This window comes from Phycisphaerales bacterium AB-hyl4 (genome assembly GCA_041821185.1).
Classification (GTDB): domain Bacteria; phylum Planctomycetota; class Phycisphaerae; order Phycisphaerales; family Phycisphaeraceae; genus Natronomicrosphaera; species Natronomicrosphaera hydrolytica.
Map to the genome: position 1 here is coordinate 247,348 of JBGUBD010000004.1, position 17,922 is coordinate 265,269.

15 protein-coding genes are annotated in these 17,922 nt (G+C 62.8%); 10 read left to right on the forward strand and 5 right to left on the reverse strand.

Going from position 1 to position 17,922, the window contains the following annotated elements:
- Positions 1-14 precede the first annotated feature (14 nt).
- Both tsaB and der read left to right on the forward strand, forming a co-directional pair.
- Positions 15-761, forward strand: coding sequence for a tRNA (adenosine(37)-N6)-threonylcarbamoyltransferase complex dimerization subunit type 1 TsaB (gene tsaB, locus ACERK3_07640; GenBank protein ID MFA9478166.1), 747 nt, complete (start codon positions 15-17; stop codon positions 759-761).
- 9 nt (positions 762-770) lie between these two features.
- A complete protein-coding gene (der, locus tag ACERK3_07645) occupies positions 771-2,162 on the forward strand; it encodes a ribosome biogenesis GTPase Der (protein ID MFA9478167.1) in 1,392 nt (463 codons plus the stop codon).
- A 67-nt stretch (positions 2,163-2,229) separates the two neighbouring features.
- Here der and ACERK3_07650 read toward each other — a convergent pair whose 3' ends face one another.
- Positions 2,230-3,918: a UbiD family decarboxylase gene (locus tag ACERK3_07650; protein MFA9478168.1), complete on the reverse strand. Its 1,689-nt coding sequence runs from the start codon at positions 3,916-3,918 to the stop codon at positions 2,230-2,232.
- Between the two features lie 153 nt (positions 3,919-4,071).
- Here ACERK3_07650 and ACERK3_07655 point away from each other — a divergent pair, with 153 nt between their 5' ends.
- The 4 genes from ACERK3_07655 (at position 4,072) to ACERK3_07670 (ending at position 7,294) form a co-directional block, all read left to right on the forward strand.
- The gene (locus ACERK3_07655; GenBank protein ID MFA9478169.1) at positions 4,072-4,836 is read left to right on the forward strand and encodes a non-canonical purine NTP pyrophosphatase; all 765 of its coding nucleotides are present in this window, start codon (positions 4,072-4,074) and stop codon (positions 4,834-4,836) included.
- Positions 4,837-4,930: 94 nt separating this feature from the next.
- Positions 4,931-5,914, forward strand: a complete 984-nt coding sequence (locus ACERK3_07660) for a hypothetical protein (GenBank protein ID MFA9478170.1) — start codon at positions 4,931-4,933, stop codon at positions 5,912-5,914.
- A gap of 107 nt (positions 5,915-6,021) precedes the next feature.
- Entirely contained in the window at positions 6,022-6,723 is a 702-nt protein-coding gene (locus tag ACERK3_07665) for a lamin tail domain-containing protein (protein ID MFA9478171.1), read from the forward strand.
- A 103-nt stretch (positions 6,724-6,826) separates the two neighbouring features.
- Positions 6,827-7,294 carry a hypothetical protein gene (locus ACERK3_07670; GenBank protein ID MFA9478172.1) on the forward strand — a complete coding sequence of 156 codons (468 nt, stop codon included), beginning with the start codon at positions 6,827-6,829 and terminating at the stop codon, positions 7,292-7,294.
- Between the two features lie 175 nt (positions 7,295-7,469).
- On the opposite strand, the gene ACERK3_07675 is transcribed toward ACERK3_07670, so the two are convergent.
- Both ACERK3_07675 and dnaN read right to left on the reverse strand, forming a co-directional pair.
- Positions 7,470-8,219 (reverse strand): PaaI family thioesterase, encoded by a 750-nt coding sequence (locus tag ACERK3_07675; GenBank protein MFA9478173.1) that lies wholly within the window; start codon positions 8,217-8,219, stop codon positions 7,470-7,472.
- 86 nt (positions 8,220-8,305) lie between these two features.
- Positions 8,306-9,406, reverse strand: a complete 1,101-nt coding sequence (dnaN, locus tag ACERK3_07680) for a DNA polymerase III subunit beta (protein MFA9478174.1) — start codon at positions 9,404-9,406, stop codon at positions 8,306-8,308.
- 339 nt (positions 9,407-9,745) lie between these two features.
- Here dnaN and ACERK3_07685 point away from each other — a divergent pair, with 339 nt between their 5' ends.
- Entirely contained in the window at positions 9,746-13,378 is a 3,633-nt protein-coding gene (locus ACERK3_07685; protein ID MFA9478175.1) for an AsmA-like C-terminal region-containing protein, read from the forward strand.
- Between the two features lie 103 nt (positions 13,379-13,481).
- Here ACERK3_07685 and ACERK3_07690 read toward each other — a convergent pair whose 3' ends face one another.
- Complete coding sequence (locus ACERK3_07690) at positions 13,482-13,856, reverse strand: hypothetical protein (GenBank protein MFA9478176.1); 375 nt, start codon at positions 13,854-13,856, stop codon at positions 13,482-13,484.
- Between the two features lie 103 nt (positions 13,857-13,959).
- Positions 13,960-15,063 (reverse strand): prephenate dehydratase, encoded by a 1,104-nt coding sequence (gene pheA / locus ACERK3_07695; protein MFA9478177.1) that lies wholly within the window; start codon positions 15,061-15,063, stop codon positions 13,960-13,962.
- Positions 15,064-15,242: 179 nt separating this feature from the next.
- Between pheA and ACERK3_07700 the strand changes: the two genes are divergently transcribed.
- From ACERK3_07700 to ACERK3_07710, 3 genes are all read left to right on the forward strand, one after another.
- Positions 15,243-16,145 carry a hypothetical protein gene (locus ACERK3_07700; protein ID MFA9478178.1) on the forward strand — a complete coding sequence of 301 codons (903 nt, stop codon included), beginning with the start codon at positions 15,243-15,245 and terminating at the stop codon, positions 16,143-16,145.
- Positions 16,146-16,277: 132 nt separating this feature from the next.
- Positions 16,278-17,045: a hypothetical protein gene (locus tag ACERK3_07705; protein MFA9478179.1), complete on the forward strand. Its 768-nt coding sequence runs from the start codon at positions 16,278-16,280 to the stop codon at positions 17,043-17,045.
- 249 nt (positions 17,046-17,294) lie between these two features.
- Entirely contained in the window at positions 17,295-17,906 is a 612-nt protein-coding gene (locus ACERK3_07710) for a DedA family protein (protein ID MFA9478180.1), read from the forward strand.
- Positions 17,907-17,922 lie beyond the last annotated feature (16 nt).

Genomic DNA, 17,922 nt, shown 5'->3' on the forward strand with positions numbered 1-17,922 from the left:
GCTACAATGCCGCGATGCGCGACGGTTCGACTTATAACCTGGCGATCGAAACGGCCAGCCGAGCGGGTTCGCTTGCGCTGGGGCGTGGCGATGCGCTGCTGGCGACGGTCGACCTGCCGGTGCAGCGCCGGCATCGTGTGGGGCTGCTGCCGGGGGTGGCGACGCTTTGTGAGGCGCATGGGGTGACGGCTGAGCAGTTGGGCGAGGTTTATGTTTCGCTGGGGCCGGGCTCGTTTACGGGACTGCGGGTGGCGATGGCCAGCGCGGTGACGTTGAGTGTTGCGAATGCGTCGATGCGGCTCGTGGGCGTGCCGACGCTGGATGTGCTTGCGCGGAACACGCCGAGTGAGTATGCCTCGGTCGCGGTGTGCTTGAACGTGAAGCGTGGGTCGGCATGGTGCGGGGTCTTTGTCCGGCATGATGATGATTGGCAGGCGACCGTTGAGCCGGGGCTGCGGTCGATGGATGAGCTGCTGGCGGTTTCGCCGCGGCCGACGGCAGTGCTGGGCGATCCGCTGCCGACGTTGCCCGACCCGCTGCCAACGGATGTGACGGTGTTGCCGAGCGAGCTGGCGCGGCCGCGTGCCGAGGCGGTGTGGCGGCTCGGTCGGCTATTGGCGCAAGAAGGTCGTTACACTGCATCGACGGCGTTGTTGCCGATATACGCCCGGCCGCCGGAGGCGGTGACGTTGTGGGACCAGCGTCACCGGCCGACGCAGGCGTCGACTGGAATGAACACGAAACTCGAAACCCGAAATTAGAAACGCCTTATGCTTCCTCGCATTGTTATTGTTGGCCGACCGAACGTCGGCAAATCCAGTTTGTTGAACATGCTCGCCGGCCGACGGGTGAGCATTGTCGATCCGACTGCGGGCGTCACGCGCGACCGCATCAGCACGTTGATCGAAATCCCCCCTGCCGAGCGCGGCGGCGTGGTACGTCATGCCGAGTTGATCGACACGGGCGGCTACGGCGTGGAAGACGTGCAGCAACTCACCGCCGAGATCGAGCGGCAGATCGCGCGCGGCCTGGCGGATGCAGACCTGGTGCTGTTTGTCGTCGATGCGCAGAGCGGGTTGATGCCATTGGACCACACGGTGGCGAAGCTGCTGCGCAGCGAGTCGGCACAGGCGGCGGGTCGCAAGGGTGGTCGGCCGGTGCTGATGGTGACGAACAAGGTTGACGCCGAGAAGCATGAAGCCGAAGCGTTCGAGTCGCTGAAACTCGGGTTCGGCGATCCAGTGATGGTGTCGGCCAACACGGGGCATAACAAACATGAGTTGTACGATCGCATTCGCGAACATATCGACTTCGATCATCGTGAAGGCGCAGACAACGAAGCGAGCGATATCGAGACCGGTATCCTGCTGGCGATGGTGGGCAAGCGGAACGCGGGCAAGAGCACGCTGGTCAATGCGCTTGCGGGCGACGAGCGGGTGATCGTGTCGGAACAGGAAGGGACGACGCGCGATTCGGTCGATGTGCGAATTGAAATCGATGGGCAGGTATTGACGGCGATCGACACCGCGGGCGTTCGCAAGCGGAAGAGCCTGGCGGACGACATCGAGTTTTACTCGTATCACCGTTCGCTGCGGAGCATTCGCCGGGCCGACGTGTGCCTGCTGCTGATTGATTCGACGGTGCCGACGAGCCAGGTGGATCGGCAGTTGGTGACGGAGTTGTTGCGGCATCATCGGCCGACGGTGATCGTGGTGAACAAGTGGGATCTTGCGGAGAAACAATACACGCAGGAAGAATATGTCGACTATCTGGATGAGTCGATCAAGGCGATGACGTACGCGCCGATTGCGTTTATCAGCGCCAAGCAAGGCGAGGGTGTGCGGGAAATGCTCGCGATGGCAATGAACCTGTACGAGCAGGCGAGCCATCGCGTGTCGACGAGCGAGATGAACCAGGTGATCGAGCAGGTGATGGAAGAACGCGGACCGAGCAGCAAGGGCGGTAAGCGGGCCAAGATTTATTACGGCACGCAGACCGACGTGCGGCCGCCCACGATTACGTTGTTTGTCAATGATCCGGAACTGTTCGACAACAACTATCAGCGGTTTCTATTGAACCGGTTTCGCGATCTGCTGCCTTTCAGTGAAGTGCCGATTCACTTGCAGTTCCGGCAACGCGGGCGGCATGCGGTGGAGGGGTGATGTGCGTGGGGGGAGCTCACGGATGCCATCCGTGGGCTTTAATGAGGAGGCTTCACATCGGGTGGGGTTAGAGGCCGTAGGTTTGCCAGCGTTTGTTGATGAGGTTTTGGATTTCCTCGGGCATGTTGAGGATGTCGGGGAAGTCGCGGACGGGGTGGCCTTGCACTTCTTCGCCGATGATTTTACGGGTGGCGTCGAAGCCGATTTTGTGGCCAGCGCCGAGTCTTGGTGCGGCGTGATCGAGGATATCGAGGGGGCCATTGACAATTTCGAGATCGCGGCCGGGGTCGCAGTTGGCGCAGAGGTGGAAGAGCACTTCTTCGTGGTCGTGTACGTTTACGTCGTGATCGACGACAACGATCATCTTGGTCCACGCCATTTGCCCAGCGCCCCAGATGGCGTGCATGACGCGGCGGGCCTGGAGGGGGTATTCCTTTTTGATCTTGATGAAGGCGCAGTTGTGGAACGCGCCGAACATGGGCAGGTGATAGTCGATGATGTCGTGGACGATGGTTTTCAGGAGTGGGAGGAAGATACGTTCGGTGGCTTTGCCGAGGTAGTAGTCTTCCTGCGGGGGTTGGCCGACGATAGTGGTGGGATAGATGGCGTCGCGAGCGCGGGTGACAGCGGTGGCGGTGAAGACGGGGTAGCGGTCGGGCAGTGAGTAGAAGCCGGTGTGATCGCCGAAGGGGCCTTCGAAGACTTCGTGTTCGAGGTTGAGGGCTGGGGCGTGGGGTGTGCGGGGGTCGTAGTTGGTGGGGCCGGCGTCGGTGGAGACGTAACCTTCGATGACGATCTCGGCGTTGGCGGGGACGTGCATGTCGATGGTTTTGCACTTGACGAGTTCAATGCCGCGATCGTTAAGGAAGCCTGCGAAGAGCAGTTCGCTGATACCGGGGGGCAAGGGGGCGGTGGCACTGTAGGGGAGGACGCTTTCGCCGCCGAGGACGATAGCGCAGGGCATGGGTTCGCCCTTGGCTTTCCAGGCACGCCAGTGTCTTGCGCCATCGTGGTGCATGTGCCAGTGCATGGCGGTGTGTTTTTCGTCGATGAGTTGGGCGCGGTACATGCCGACGTTGCGTGAGGGGCGTGGCGTGCCTTCGGGTTTGTCGGCGTCGTCGGGGTGAATGGTGTAGATGCCGGCGAAGGTGATGTATCGGCCGAGGCCCTTGGCGGTGCCGGCCTGCTCGGGGGTGAGCGGGTAGCCGACGGCGGTCGGGTCGCCGTCGAGGGGCCAACACTTGATGATCGGCAGGTCAAAGAGGTTGATATCATCGCCGATGGTGATGATGTCGTGGCATCGGCCGCGTTTGGTGTACTTGGGTGAGAACGAGGCGATTTTGGCGAGTTCGAGGCCCTTTTTCATCTTGTTCATCAGGCCGGTGGGCGGCTCGGGCTTGACGAGGGCAGCGACCTTGTCGGCGAGGCCTTCGAAGCCGGCGGCCTCGGAAGCCTGCTCGCAGCCGAGGGCCATCTCCATTCGGCGGTAGCTGCCGAAGGCGTTGATCAGCAGCGGCATGGCGGCGCGGCCTTCGGGGGTCTGGACGTTTTCGAAGAGCAAAGCCTTGCCGCCGAGGTCGGCGTGGTGCGGGTCGAAGGTGCGCGCGTGTTCGCTGGGACGCGCAGCAGGCGACTTGCTGACGCGGTCGGCGATGGCGCTGATCTCAAGCATGGACGAGACCGGCGCGGTGATGCGATGCAGTTCGCCTGCGCGGTCGAGGGCGGTGACGAAATCCGTGAGCGTGGGGTAAGGCATGAGCAGATGATAAGGGTTCGAGGCGTGCGGGGAAAAATGAGGCGGGGTGGTGGTTTCGGGTTTGGGGTCTCTGGTTTCTGGTTGGAAGTGGAAAGCGAGGGTTTTCGAGTGTGCGGGCTGCATGGGGATGGTGCATGGTCTATGCTGTTGGTGATGAATGAAAGCGATCGACGAATACTGCTGGCGACGGGGAATCCGCACAAACTCGACGAACTGCAAGCAATCTTCGATGCTTGTGGCGGGAAGCCCGGGGGCGGGGACGGGGGCGGGGGCAGGGGCGTGAGATTGACGTCGTTACAGGCGTTGGATGTTCAGATTGTCGAGCCGGTGGAGGATGGCGACACGTTCGAAGCGAACGCGATCAAGAAGGCCAGGCATTACGCAAGTGCGACGGGGATGCTTTGCATGGCGGACGACTCGGGGCTTGAGGTTGATGCGCTAAACGGTGAACCAGGTGTACTCAGCGCGCGGTACAGCGGCGCGACGGGCGAACGTGGTGAGGTTGATCTGGCGAACAATCGTCGGTTGTTGAAACGGCTGGGCAATACGCCGCCGGCGGAGCGAACGGCGCGGTTTGTGTGCACGATTGCGATGGTCGCGCCGGCGACGCTGGCGGAGGAGCGGTGGCTGGCGGAGGTGTTGCAGCAGCTTGATCCGTCGGAGGGTGACGGCCGATTGCTGGCGATGGTGCGTGGTACGATTGAGGGCCGTATTCTGCTGCCCAGCGAGGCGGCGGACCGGGACGAGCCGGAGCGTGGACGAGGCGCGAACGGGTTCGGATATGACCCGCTGTTCCTCGTGCCGGAGTTGGGGTGCACGACGGCGGAACTGCCTGCGTCGCAGAAAAACCGGATCAGCCATCGCGGGAATGCGGCACGGGCGATGTATGAAAAGCTGTTGGGCTTGGGGTTGGTTTGAATGGCGGGTTTGTGATTTCTGGTTCGTGGTTACTGGTTGTGGCGGACGTTGTTGGAGTGTCGGGTTTTGGGGTTTACTGGTTGAGGAATGGTGCATGAGCACGCTTGAACTGGAGTGTCCGGGTTGCGACCAGGTGCTTGAACTGGACGCGGGTTTTGCGGGCGGGGTTTGCCGCTGCTCGAACTGCGGGACGTTGATGACGGTGCCGGTGGAGGCGGGACAGACGGCGGAGGTGGTGAAGCAAAGGCAGCGGCCCGCACGGCCGGATCGGCCGATGACACCGGGCGAAGCCGAGGCGGCGGCGAAGGCGGACGAACAGGTCTATACCACGACGTCGGGGCGCGAAGTGCGCGTGGGCAAGACGTCGATCCCGACCGCGCAGCAGAAGAAGCGATTGATGGTGCGGACGGCCACGGCAGTAGGCTTTATCAGCGTGCTGGCGGGCGTGCTTGCGCTGGCGGGGATGGGGGTGTGGATGTTGAGCCAGGCGCAGCGCGAGGCGGGCGAGCGGACGGTGATCGAGGCATTTGAATATTCGCCTGGTGCGAACCCGTATGACCAGCGTCTGGCGAATGTGCTGGGGCTTCCGTTGGCGGAGCGGGTGGTGGTGGTGGTGGATGCGTCGGCGTCGAGCGAGGTGTGGCTGGACGAAGTCAACGCGGCGATCGGCGCGGGACTGACAGAGACAAGTAGCGCGAGCGAGGTGGTGCTGGTTTATACGAATGGGGATGGGTTGCATATGCATCCGTCGCAACCACGGGCGGTGGCACGCTGGCGGGCGGATCAGTTGATCGCGTTTCAGCAAGGGGTGTCGACGGCAGGCGAGGGTTGGCTTGATGAGGCGGTGGCGCGCGGGATGCAGTGGTTGCCGCGGCAGATGGTGTTGGTGGTGGGACGTGAGCCGAGCGAGGGGGAACTGGTGGCGTTGGAGCGAGCGTTCGAGGCGGACGCGGCGGCGAAGCTGGATGTGGTGGCAGTGGACTTCGACTCGGCGGCGCTGGACGACCTGACCGGGACGTACGGGGGACGGTATGTGCCTATGACGCGAGAACAGTTGGTGCGGTGGCGGGAACGGTGAGGGGGGTGGGGGTTTCTGGTTTCTGGTTTCTGGTTTCTGGTTTCTGGTTTCTGGTTTCTGGTTTCTGGTTTCTGGTTTGGGAAAACTTTATTCAGGGGAGGTGGCTGATGCTTGGATGGCGATGGCTGGTGTTGGGGGTGATGGTGCTGGGGGTGGGCGCGGTGGCTTGGGGGGATGAGATTGTCATTACCGAAATCATGTACGACCCGGCGTCGGAGGAACGGTGGCCGGCGAAGACGGAGTGGATTGAAATTTACAATCGCGGCCAGCGGGAGATCTCGCTGGAAGGCTGGTTCCTGGCGAACGAGCGTGGGCAGACACATCCGATACATGGGCGAGTGATGATTCAGCCGCGCGAGGCGGTGGTGTTGATCCCGGGGAACCAGACGGTGAAGGATTTTCGCGCGGCGTGGGGCGAGGGGTATCAGGTCATTCCGCTGGACGGTTGGCATAAGCCGGGGTTGCATCAGTTGACGAACGAGCCGAGCGATAAGACTGGGGTGTTGACACTGCGACGGCCGACGGGCGATGTGGCGGACGAGGTGAATTACGACAATGAGGGTCGTTGGCCGCCGAACAAGCCGGACGGCCCGAGCATTTATCTGTTGCCGCATGCGATTGACACGACATCGAATAATGATGGCTCGAACTGGGCGCGGTCGGAGTCGGGGCGACACGGGGCGCGGCACGCTCGGCCGGACGGTGGATATGACCAGCGGGATGTCGGCTCGCCGGGGGTTGTGGTGACGGTGGAGGATGAGCGGGAGCAGCGCGAGGGCGATGATGGTAATGCGGAGGGGGAGGGATAGCGCGAGGGGGAAGAAAAGGCCTCATTCTATGGCGCAAAATATGGGCAGAAATGACTCCCGAACCCTTTTTGGGGCCTAGGGACAATCGAAGGACGCATTGGCCGTGAATTGGCTTGCTTATGTTGTGGATGTGGAGGCTGAAATGTATTGCAGCAGGCTATTTGCACTCATTATGTATGTTGGAGTAACAATCGGAATGGGGTGTGAACGCGGCTGTCGGCTTGAGGAGCGGATTAGCGATCTTACTCCAGTAGAACAAGTAGGCGATGCTTTTGCATTTCAAACCTCAAATGCGAAGGTGATCGTGGCAGTAGCAAGAGAATGCGGAATCGATCTATGGACTTTGTATGAAGAAGCCCAGACTAAAGGTCACAGCCCCCTAGCGATAGCATTCCTTCTCGTCGTTGGGGAGGACGATCGGTATGTGGAGTTTCTAGAATATAGCGACAATCCGATAAACAACGAAGAAATTCAAATGTTAGCTACATGGATTGAGATGAAATACTTCCCGGGTGATAAATGGTCGACATTTGACCTTCGGCTTCACGATGCTGTAACAGCAAGGCAATAGAGGGGAAGAAAAGGGGCCAGGAGTCTTTGATTGACGCGGGAACAGAAATGTCTCCCCCCTTTTTCGAGCCCCGCCTTTTCGGGGCCGCGGGTGATTGGGGGGGGAGGCCCACGGCGTGACGCCGTGGGCGTCGGGGGTGTGGGCGTCGGGGGCGAGATTGTATTGGGGGTGGCGTTCAGGCGCGGCGGGCGGCGGCTTCGCGTTGCTGTTTTTTGAATTTGCGGAGGCGGTGGCGGGTCTTGGGGGTGACGTGGAAGGTGGCCGTGCAGTGGCCGACGCGTCGTTCGCGTTCGTCGGGCTTGCGGACCATCTGCACGATGGTCATATCGACGGTGATGTTGAACTCATCGCCGGTGGCGACAAACTCTTCGATGTTTTCGCGTGGTTCGACGCGGTAGACGGCGGGGCCGTGGCAGGGTCTGCGGAAGGTGTATTCGAGGTGCTTGCAGACCACGGTGTAGTCGGTGCCACACTTTTTGAAGACGTACATGCCGCCGGCGACTTCGGCGTTGCCGAGCAGCGCGCCGCCGGCCATGGCGTTGTACCAGTTTTTGTTGAACTTCCGGAACGGGAGGATGGCGGAGAAGGTGGACTCATCGCCGGCGGCGAATTTGATGCCGCTGCGGTAGGCGAGGGGGAGCCATATCCAGGAGCAGATGCGGTGCCAGAAGTTGTTTCGCGTGGAGAGGGCGCTGATGCGGGCTTCCAAGCGGTGGGCGAAGCGAGCCCAGAAGCCGTGCGTGGGCTGCTCTTCATCGCGAGAAGCGCGTCTGGCGGTTTGTGGGGGCGTGTTGGCGTCGTCAGGTTCAGGCGCGGGGTGATCGGCGGACTCGGGCGCGGCCGTGGTTGAGTTCGGCTCTTGCACGTCAAGGCTGTCGGCGTTGGAACGGGTTGGCTGTGAGGTTGTCACGTGGCTGGTACTCATCCCCTTTGCCATGCACTTTAGCCTGCCTGCCGCCGCGTCGCTGGTTTGGCGGAAAAAAAAGGCAAGGTTTCCGTGGCGACCCGTGGTTACTGGAGGTTAACGGGCATGACGACGTAGAGGAAGTTTGGTCCTGTTCGGAGGACGCCTGGCTTGTTGGGGGCTTTGAACTCGAATTGCACCTGGCCGGTGTCGATGACCTTGAGCGCGTCGAGCAGGTAGCCGGGGTTGAAACCGATTTCGATGGCGTCGCCCTGATACTGGGGCACGGGTACGCTGACCTCGGCTTCGCCCATCTCCGGGGCTCGGCTGGAGAGGGTGAGGCCGTCATCGCTGAAGGCCATACGGACGCCCTTGGACTCTTCGTTGGTGAGCAGCGCGGCGCGTCGGACAGCGCTGACGAAGACGTCGGTGTCGAGGGTGGCTTTTTTGTCGCCTTCCTTCGGGATGACGTCGTTGTATGGCGGGAAGTTGCCTTCGACCAGGTTGGAGGCGAGCAAGGCCTCGTCGGTCTGGAAGAGGATCTGATTGTCAGCAATTTTGATTTTGACCGTCTGCTCGGCGTCGTCGAATAGACGCAGCAGAAGGTTTAGGGCCTTGGTGGGGACGATGGCGGATCGGCCGGCCTCGTCGCTGGTCTTGCACGTGCCGCGTGCGAGGGCGAGGCGGTGGCCGTCGGTGGCGACCATGGCGAGCTTCTTGCCGTCGCGTTCGAGCAGGACGCCGTTGATGGCGTAGCGGCTGTTCTCGCGCGCGGTGGCGAAGATGGTCATGGCGATGAGGCGATGAAGGTCGGCGGCGGAGATTTCGAAGTCGGGGTCGCCCTTGAATTCGGGGATGGGCGGGAAGTCGGCGGGCGGGTGGCCGAAGATTTTGAACTTCGAATCCTGGCCGGTGATGCGAGCGACGTCCTGGTCGGTCTCGATGGTGAGCGTCGGGTCGGTAGACTCGCGGACGATCTGCTGGAGTTTGTCAGCCGGGACGAGGGCTTCGCCGACCTCCTGCACCTCGACGCGCGGGGTGGAGAGGCGGACAGCGACCTCGAGGTCCGTGCCGGCGAGGGTGAGCAGGTCTTCCGTGGCGGTGAGCTTGACGCAGGCGAGCACGGGTTTAGGTGTGCGCGCAACGACCACCCCCCCTACCAGATTCAGCGACTCGACCAATGCCCCGCGATCGCAGATGACTTTCATGTATCACCTTCGTTTTTAGTATTGCTTAGACGCAAAAGGTAGCGGTTTGAAGGCGTTCGGGCAAGGTGAGGGGGTGAGGGGGGCAGGTTTCTGGTTTGGGGTTTCTGGTTTCTGGTTGGGGAAGCGGGTTGGTGGACGTTGAAAGAGCCTGCATCTGACGATGCATTGCGAGAGGACGAGGGTCGGCCGAATCCGGGGCGGGGTTACGGGAGGTAGTAACGAGCGATATAATGAGGGTTTGTGGAGCTGCACCGGCTCAGATATGCCGATGTGCACCCTTTTTCTGCGATGCGAGAATGGTATTTGGCACGCATCCCGCTGAGATACAGACTTCGATCCGTGCACGGCTGGCGTCGTGGCGCGATGGTTGCCGGGCTGCTCGTGCTGGTGGCGACCGTGGTGGCTGGGGTGTACCTGACGCGGCCGGCGCGGTTGGGGGCGATCACAGCGGAACTGCTGCATCGGGTGACGGGGGCGGCGGTGACGATCGACGGAGCTTACCTGTCGCTGGACGGCGGGCTGCAGTTGGAGGGGGTGCGGTTCGGCGTGCCGAATCTGCCCCCGGAGCTGGCGCGGCTGGGCGATATTGAGTCGGTGCGGGTGACGCCGAACATCTGGGCGCTGGGGCGTGGCGAGCTGCGGCTGCGGTCGATCGTGCTGCTTGAGCCGACGCTTTACCTGACGCGGCATGAGGGCGATGACCTTTACAACTATCAACACCTGCTTCGGCCAAGCGCAGAGCCGGGGCAGCAGTGGTTGATTGATGCGCTGCCTGAAATTTTCGTTCGCGGGGGTCGATTGAGCTTCGCTGAGGTGGGCGAGGCGGGTGTGCGGTCGATGGGGACGATGGGGGTGAATGGTCGGCTGACGCGCGATGTGGAAGAGCCGGCGGTGTATCGGTTCACGCTGCATCAGCATGGCGAGCAGTTGCTGCCGGGCGCGGTGCTGTATGGCAGCCTCGACCTGCTGAAGCAGAGCGTGTCGACGGAGCTGCACGGCTTTCAATTCACACAGCAGCAACAGCAATTGCTGCCCGCACAGCTGCGCGAGTTGTGGCAGCGGCTCGACCCGACGGGTGAGATGCCGCGAGTGACGCTGAACTACAACCAGGCAGGCGAAGGCGAGCTGGACGCGGAACTGCGGATGCAGAATGTGGCGTTGAGTATTCCCGCGCCGGGCGTTGAAGCGCGCATCCGCAACGTGACGGCAATGCTTCGGCTAAGCGGCGATCGGCTTGCAATCGAGTCGCTGACCGGTGAGATCGAAGGGATACCGTACGCGTTGGAAGGCGATATCGGTGCGTTTGATTTGAATGCGCCGATGCGGTTGAAGCTGGTGACGGAGCCGTTTGAGATTGACACGTCGCCGCCGCCTTATCTGGCGGGGTTGCCGGAGATCGTGCATCGGCATTATGCGCGGTACGAGCCGACGGGTTGGTTTCAGACGACGTTCGAGTTGTGGCGTGACGAGCAGGATGGTGCGCTGGCGTATGAGGGGACGATTGACGTGCTGGGGGCGCGTGGGCGGTACGCACGGTTTCCCGTGCCGGCGCATGACCTGCGTGGCCAGGTGCACATTACACAGGACGAGGTCCGGATTGAGAACATCCGCGGCCGAACGCCGACGGGCGGCGAGGTGCGTGTGTCGGGCACGGTGTCGCCGCTGGGCAATGAGCCTGCGGTGGACGTGCTGGTGAGTGTGCGGTCGGGGGCGGTGGATCATCATCTGATGGCGGCACTGTCGGTCCGCGAACGGCAGATTGTTGAGATGTTTTTGAACGAGCCGGCGCGGGCGTCGCTGATTGATACGGGCGTGATTCGCGACGGCGCATCACTGCTGGGGCCAAGCGGTGGGCGTGGTGGTTTGATGGCGTTGCTGGCGGGTGAGGGGGAAGCGGTGCCCGTGTTTAACTTTGGCGGGCTGATGAATGCGGATGTGTATGTGACGCGTGAGGAAGGGCCGATTAACGCGGAGGCGGAGGTGCACCTTTGGCCTGCCAGTGCGGTGCCGGTGCTGTTCGAACATTGGCGTTATCCGGTTTACATGACAGGCGGGAAGGTTGTGATCGGGCCGACGGTGACACGGCTTGAGGATGTGCAGGTGCGGGGGCTGACAGGGGCGCGTGGTCGGCTGGTCGGTGAGATTCATCATACGGCAGGAGAAACCGTGCCGGCGTTGACGATCGAAGACGCGACTGTGCCGATCGATGCCCTGCTGCTGGCGTCCGTGCCTTCGCCACAGGATGAGTTGATAGGACAGCTCGGACTCGCGGGCGAGCTGCGTGCATCGGGCAAGATCATGGACGACGAAGAAGGCAAGACGGACTTCGCGATCACGCTTGAGATGGAAGACGGGCGGGCCACGCCGAACCATGGCGCGTTTACGTTCGAGCAGGTGGCGGGTCGACTGCTGCTACGCCGAGACTCGGCGACGCTGGAGCGGATGGAAGCGCGGCGAGGTGAGGGGCGGGTGACGGGCGAAGGTATGTTGTCATGGGGCGGCGACGAACGGCGGTCGGACCTGGTGTTCGCTGGCGAAGGGCTGGCGGTCGAGCGGGCGTTGATTGATCTGCTTCCGCAAGGGCATGCGGGGCGGGCGCAGGCGAGGGAGCTGTTTGACCGCCACGAGCCTGAGGGCGTGGTGGATGCGGATTTGTACTTCGGCGAGCAGGCGGGGACGAATGCAACGCCGTTGACGGAAGGCGCACCACCGACGCGATTAGTCGTTCGGCCGAGGGCGCTGACGTTGACGGCCGGGGGGGAGACGTTCGCACTGCGCGAGATGACGGGGGCGGTGAGCGTGATGGCGGGACAGGCAGAGCTTGAGGATGTGACGGCGAAGCTGGACGGCGGCGCAGTGTCGGCCTCGGGTGTGGTGATGCTGGATGAAACGGGCGGTGCGGCGCTTCAGCTCAGTGGTGACCTGGATCGGATGAACGGGCCTTGGATGGCGCTGCTGCCCGAGGGGGTGTCGCGGACGATCGAGGCGTTGGAGATGACTGGCCATGTGCGGATCGATCACGCCCGGCTGCTTGCGCGGCCGCGGGCGAGCGAGGGGCCGACGCTTGAGGCGGTGGGTGAGCTGTCGCTGATGGACACGACGTTGTACGCGGGCGTGCCGATCGAAGGGCTGCATGGCAAGCTGGCGTTCGATGTGGCAAGGCTGGCGGGGCAGACGATGCCTCAGTTTGAGTTGGCGTTGGATGCGGTTCGACTGTTCGCCGGCGATCGCGAGGTTCACTCGCTGCGAATGAATGTGCGCAGCGATGAGGCGGCGGAGGCGGTTCGGCTGGAGCAGATCGAGGCGCGGTTGTACGACGGCGTGCTGGTCGGACATGGTGTGTTCGACCTGCAATCGGAGCCGGGCTACCAGGTGGAGCTTGCGTTGCAGGACGTTCGGCTGGAGCCATTTTTAAATGCACCGGAGCGGCGGCGGGAAGCGGACGAGGCGGGCGAGGCCTGGCCGCTGTGGGAACCGACGTCGGCGGGCAATCGCGACGGTCGGCTGAACGCGAGTCTGGTGCTCGGCGGTCGGCTGAACGATGTGGAGAGTCGACGCGGAAGCGGTGCGATCGAGATTCATGAGGCACGGCTGTATCAGCGGCCGGTGTCGATGGCGCTGTTGCAGGCGGTGAACCTGAGCCTGCCGCTGGCCGGTGCGTTTGATCGCGGGACGGGCAGCTTCCTCGTGGAAGGCGAGACGGTTTACTTCGACGACCTGAACCTCGAAGCGCCGAGCCTGGCGATCTATGGGTCGGGCACGATGCATTATCCGACGCGGGAGTTGAACCTGAGCCTGCGTCTCCGCAACCCGGCGGGGCTGGACCTGGGGTTGATCTCGGATGTGTTCAACATGGTGAAGGATCAACTGGTGGGCATTCGTATTACGGGGACGGTGGAGCAGCCGCGGGCGCGCGTTGTGGGGCTGGAAGATATTGGTCGGGCCCGGACGGAGTCGGTTCAACCGGAGTGATTGATGTGGGGGAAACGTGCGTAGGGTGAGCCGGGACCCACGGATGCAATCCGTGGGCTTTGGGGGGAGATGTGGCTAGGTTTTGGGTGCGCGGATGTGTGGGTCAGACGGCGTCGAAGGCGCTTTGGACGAGGCGCTCGGCGCCGCAGTAGATGCAGTGCTGATGTCGGGGGGACATGGTGCGCGAACACTTGGGACACTTGGCGATGGTGCGGGAGGCTTTGCCGTCGGCGACGCCGTCCATCATGTCGATCACGCGAACGCGTTCGAGCAACTCTTCTTCGGTGAGGTTGGTCTTGTCCTGAATGAGAGACCACATGGCCATGCACACGAGCGAGAGACGTTCGAGGCGTTCTTCGAGATGGTAGACGTCCTGCCGGGCGCTGGAGGCGGCGGACTGGGCGCTGGCGGCGCTGCGTGAAGCATGGGCCGAGCTGGATGATTCGCGGTATCCGCCGAACATGGCTGGGTTGATCATGGGATGGTCCTTTCGAGTGAAGAGCTTGAATTCGGGGAACGTGAATTCGGGAGCGTGATCCGGGGCTTCGCTGCGCTTAGCCCCCGGCTTTGGATCGCTCGATTTAGAGGACTTCTTTGGCGCGGGGGAACGAGCCGAGGACAGTCAGTTGCAGGCAGTGCTTGCGAGCTTCTTCGATGGCGTGGCGGACCTTTTCTTCTTCGATGTGGCCGACGAGATCGACGAAGAAGTAGTATTCCCAGTTGACGCGTTTGCTGGGGCGTTTGTCGATGTGGGTCATGTTCAGGCCGAAGTCTCGGAAAACGTCGAGGACGTTGACGAGGGCGCCTGCGGCGTGTTCGGTGGTGAACATGACGCTGGTCTTGTCATCGCCTGTGGGCTTGGAGGCCTGGCGTGCGATGACGAAGAAGCGGGTGGTGTTCTGGGGGTTGTCCTCGATGTTGGCGAACTGGACTTTCACGTCGTACAGCTCGCCGGCGAGGCTGGAGGCGATGGCGGCGGCGTTGGGTTCGGTGGCGGCAAGCTCGGCGGCTTTGCTGGTGGAGGCGACAGGGACTTTCTCAGCCTGCTGGAGCTGGACGCTGAGCCACTTGCGGCATTGGGCGATGGCTTCAGGCTTGGAGTAGATGCGTGTGATCTGGTCCGGCTGAGCGTTGGAGAGCAGGTTGTGGTGGATGTTGATGAGGACTTCGGCGCAAACCTGGACCTCGGCGTTGAGGAAGGCGTCGAGGGTTTCGCCGATGCCGCCGATGGCGGAGTTTTCGATGGGGACGAGGCCGTAGTCGATGTGGCCGCGCAGGATTTCTTCGAAGACGGCGGGGATGTCGTCAACGTTGTCGTACTCGACGGACGAGCCGAACTTGCGTCGTGCGGCGAGGTGGCTGAAGCTGCCCGCGGGCCCGAGGTAGCCGACGCGGAGGGGTCGTTCGAGTGCGAAGCTGCCGGACATGAGCTCGCGCCAGATGGCTTCGAGGCAGGCGTCGGGCAGTGGGCCGGTGTTGTATTGGCGGATTTGTTCGAGGACGGCTTTTTCGCGTTCGGGGGCGTAGATGGGGGCCGCCGCGCCGCCGCGCTTGACGTGGCCGACTTCGACGACGACCTTGGCGCGAGCGTTGAGCAGTTCGACAATCTGACGGTCGAGTTCGTCGATACGCTTGCGGAGGGGCGCGAGGGCCTCGTCGGTGGATTTTGTCGAGCCTTGGGTCATTGCGGCGGCATTGTAACGGGGTTGGGTGCAGTTTGGCGATACAGTGGGTAAATATGAGGCGGGTTTGGTTGGGTTTCTGGTTTTTGGTTTCTCGTTTCTGGTTGGGGCGGGGCGTATCCGGGGTGGTTCCGGGGGCAGGCCGGGGGTGCTTCGGATGTTTATAGCAGGAGGTATCGGCGATGGAAAATGATGTGATACAGGCTGTTTTGATGGTGCTGCCGACGATTGGGCTGCTGGCGGTGGCGCTGGTGGGGCTGGTGTTGTGGCTGATGGGCAAGCGGATTGCGCGGACGGCTTGCGCGGTCGGCGGGCTGGTGCTCGGTGGTGTGGCGGGGTTCGTGCTCGGGGAGACGATGTCGGACCAGGGGGCGATTGTGCTGCCCTTGGTGATCGGAGCAGCGCTGGCGGGCGGGTTGCTGGCGGGGCTGCTGTTCCGGGTGTGGGTGGCGTTGTGCGGCGCGGTGCTGCTGGCGTTGGTCGCGCCGGCGGCGGTGCTGGTGTGGCAGGGTACGCCTGCGGAGCCGGTGGCGGCGGAGACGCGGGAGGTGGCGGTGGAGGACCGTCCGGAGGAGGCACAGCCTCGCGACTTGCCGACGTCGGTGACGGACGCGGTAAGGCGAACGCTGGACGGGGAGCGGCCGTTCGCGACGCGGGAGCCGGACGAGCCGGCGGCAGCGGAGGCGGAAGCCGACGCGGACGAAGCGGATGTGGAGCAGGTCCTGGAAGCGGCGGTCGCGGTGGCGCGACAGTGGTATGACAATCAGTTGACACTGGTGCGGCAGTGGTGGTCAGACCTCGGGCCGGCGACGCAGCGGACGATTTATGTCACTGCGGCGATCGGCGCGGGCGTGGGGCTGTTGCTGGGATTGCTGCTGCCGTTCGTGGCGGCGTCGTTCGAGTCGGCATTGGTGGGCTCGCTGCTATTGCTGCTGGCAGGACGAGAGTTGACAGCGATGCACGCGGAGGGGGCGTCGGCGTGGTTTCCACAGTCGCCGCGGATGGTCATCGTGTGGCTGGGTCTGATAACAATTTTGGGTTTTGCGATTCAGTGGACACTTTTCGCGCGGCGGACCGATAGGTGAAAGCGGATAAGGGAAGGTTTCTGGTTTCTCGTCTCTGGTTTCTGGTTGGGCGTGTGGGCCTTTCTTGAAAACCCAGAAAAGAGAAACCACTTACCCGAAACCTCTCCCCCACTACACCTGGAGCGATTCGCCATGATGACGTTGCTTGCGGAAACGAGTTCTTCGGAAGCCGGCGCGGGAATGACTGCGACGGAGACGGCGGACCATCTGTTTCAGACGATCATCGGCATGTTTTCGCGAGCGGACACGCTGGCGCAGCCGACGGAACTGGTGGCGCATCTTCAGACGCTTGGTGCGATCTGGGCGGTGATTTTTCTGGTCGCGGGCATGGTCTGCCTATTGCGTGGCTACCAGTTTTACAAGCCGGTGACGATCCTGCTGGCGCTGCTGGTGGGGATGGTGGCCGGCTATGCACTGGGGCTTCGAATCGAGGCGCCATACATCGTGGCGGGCTGCCTGGGGCTGCTGCTGGCGGTGTGTGCCCTGCCGTTGATGAAGTACGCGGTGGCGTTGTTCGGCGGGCTGGCGGGCGCGTTTATCGGTGCCAACCTTTGGACGGGACTTGCGGCGGCATTTAATCAGGGCGCGGGGATGACGCTGCCGAGCGAGGCGTACTGGATCGGGGCGCTGGTGGGCCTGATCGTGTGCGGAATGCTGGCGTTCGTGCTGTATAACCTCTCGATCGTGCTGTTCACGTCAGTGAGCGGCGCGACGATCGCGGTGCTGGGGGCGATCGCGTTGCTGTTGAGCTTTGAAGGCGTTCGCGGGCCGGTGGCAGACGGACTGACGGCGAGCCAGTTGATCGTGCCGATGCTGGTGGTCGTGCCGGCGGTCATGGGGCTGATCATTCAAGAGACATGGGGCGGAGCGGCGAAAGCGGAAGGCGCGGGCGGGGAGTGAGGCGCGTTCCTGGTTTCGGGTTGGGGAACCCACGGACGCAATCCGTGGGCTTTAACGGGGCGGCGGTGAGAGAGATTTTCAGGCGCTTGGGTAACGTCGGGCCACGATGGTGGGCCGACGTTTTTGTTATGGTATTCGCGATGACGGCGCAGCTGGCGACAGGGATGTGAGTTGGCTGCCGGTGGGCATGAGGCCTGTTGATCGAACCCACTGCGACGCGCGGCCGTAGGCATCCCGATACGAAGCGCGATGCAGGAATTTCTGACCAATTCTACGTATGTCGGGCTGGTGCTGGTGCTGCTGGGCACGGGCGTGGGCCTGCCGATTCCCGAAGACCTGCCGCTGCTGCTGGCGGGGTATCTTTGCGGCGAGGATGTGATACGGCTTGAGGTGGCGATCCCGCTGGCGTTCACGGCGGTGCTGGGGTCGGACTGCCTGTTGTATTACTTCGGCTGGCGGAACGGGCGACACTTCGAGGACCTGGGTTGGGTGCGTCGGCTGGGCGTGAAGCCGGAGCGAATGGAAAAGGCGCGGTCGGCGTTTCAGCGGCACGGGGGCAAGACGCTGTTCGGGGCGCGGTTTCTGCCGGGCGTGCGGGCGGGCGTGTTCTTTGCAGCGGGCGCGTATCGCGTGCCATTCTGGAAGCTGCTGGTGTTTGACGGTAGTGCGGCACTGCTGAGCGTGCCGACGTTTATTCTGCTGGGTTGGTGGTTCGCTGAGTCGCTAGACCGGGTGCAGCAGAGCACGCGCGTGGTGCAGGTGGGCGCTGTGGCGATCGTACTGCTGCTGTTGGCGACGTACCTGGGGTATCGGTGGCTGTATGGGAACAACGGCAAGTCGCCGGAGGCGGGGTCGGGGTGAAGAGGTTGGGAGTTGC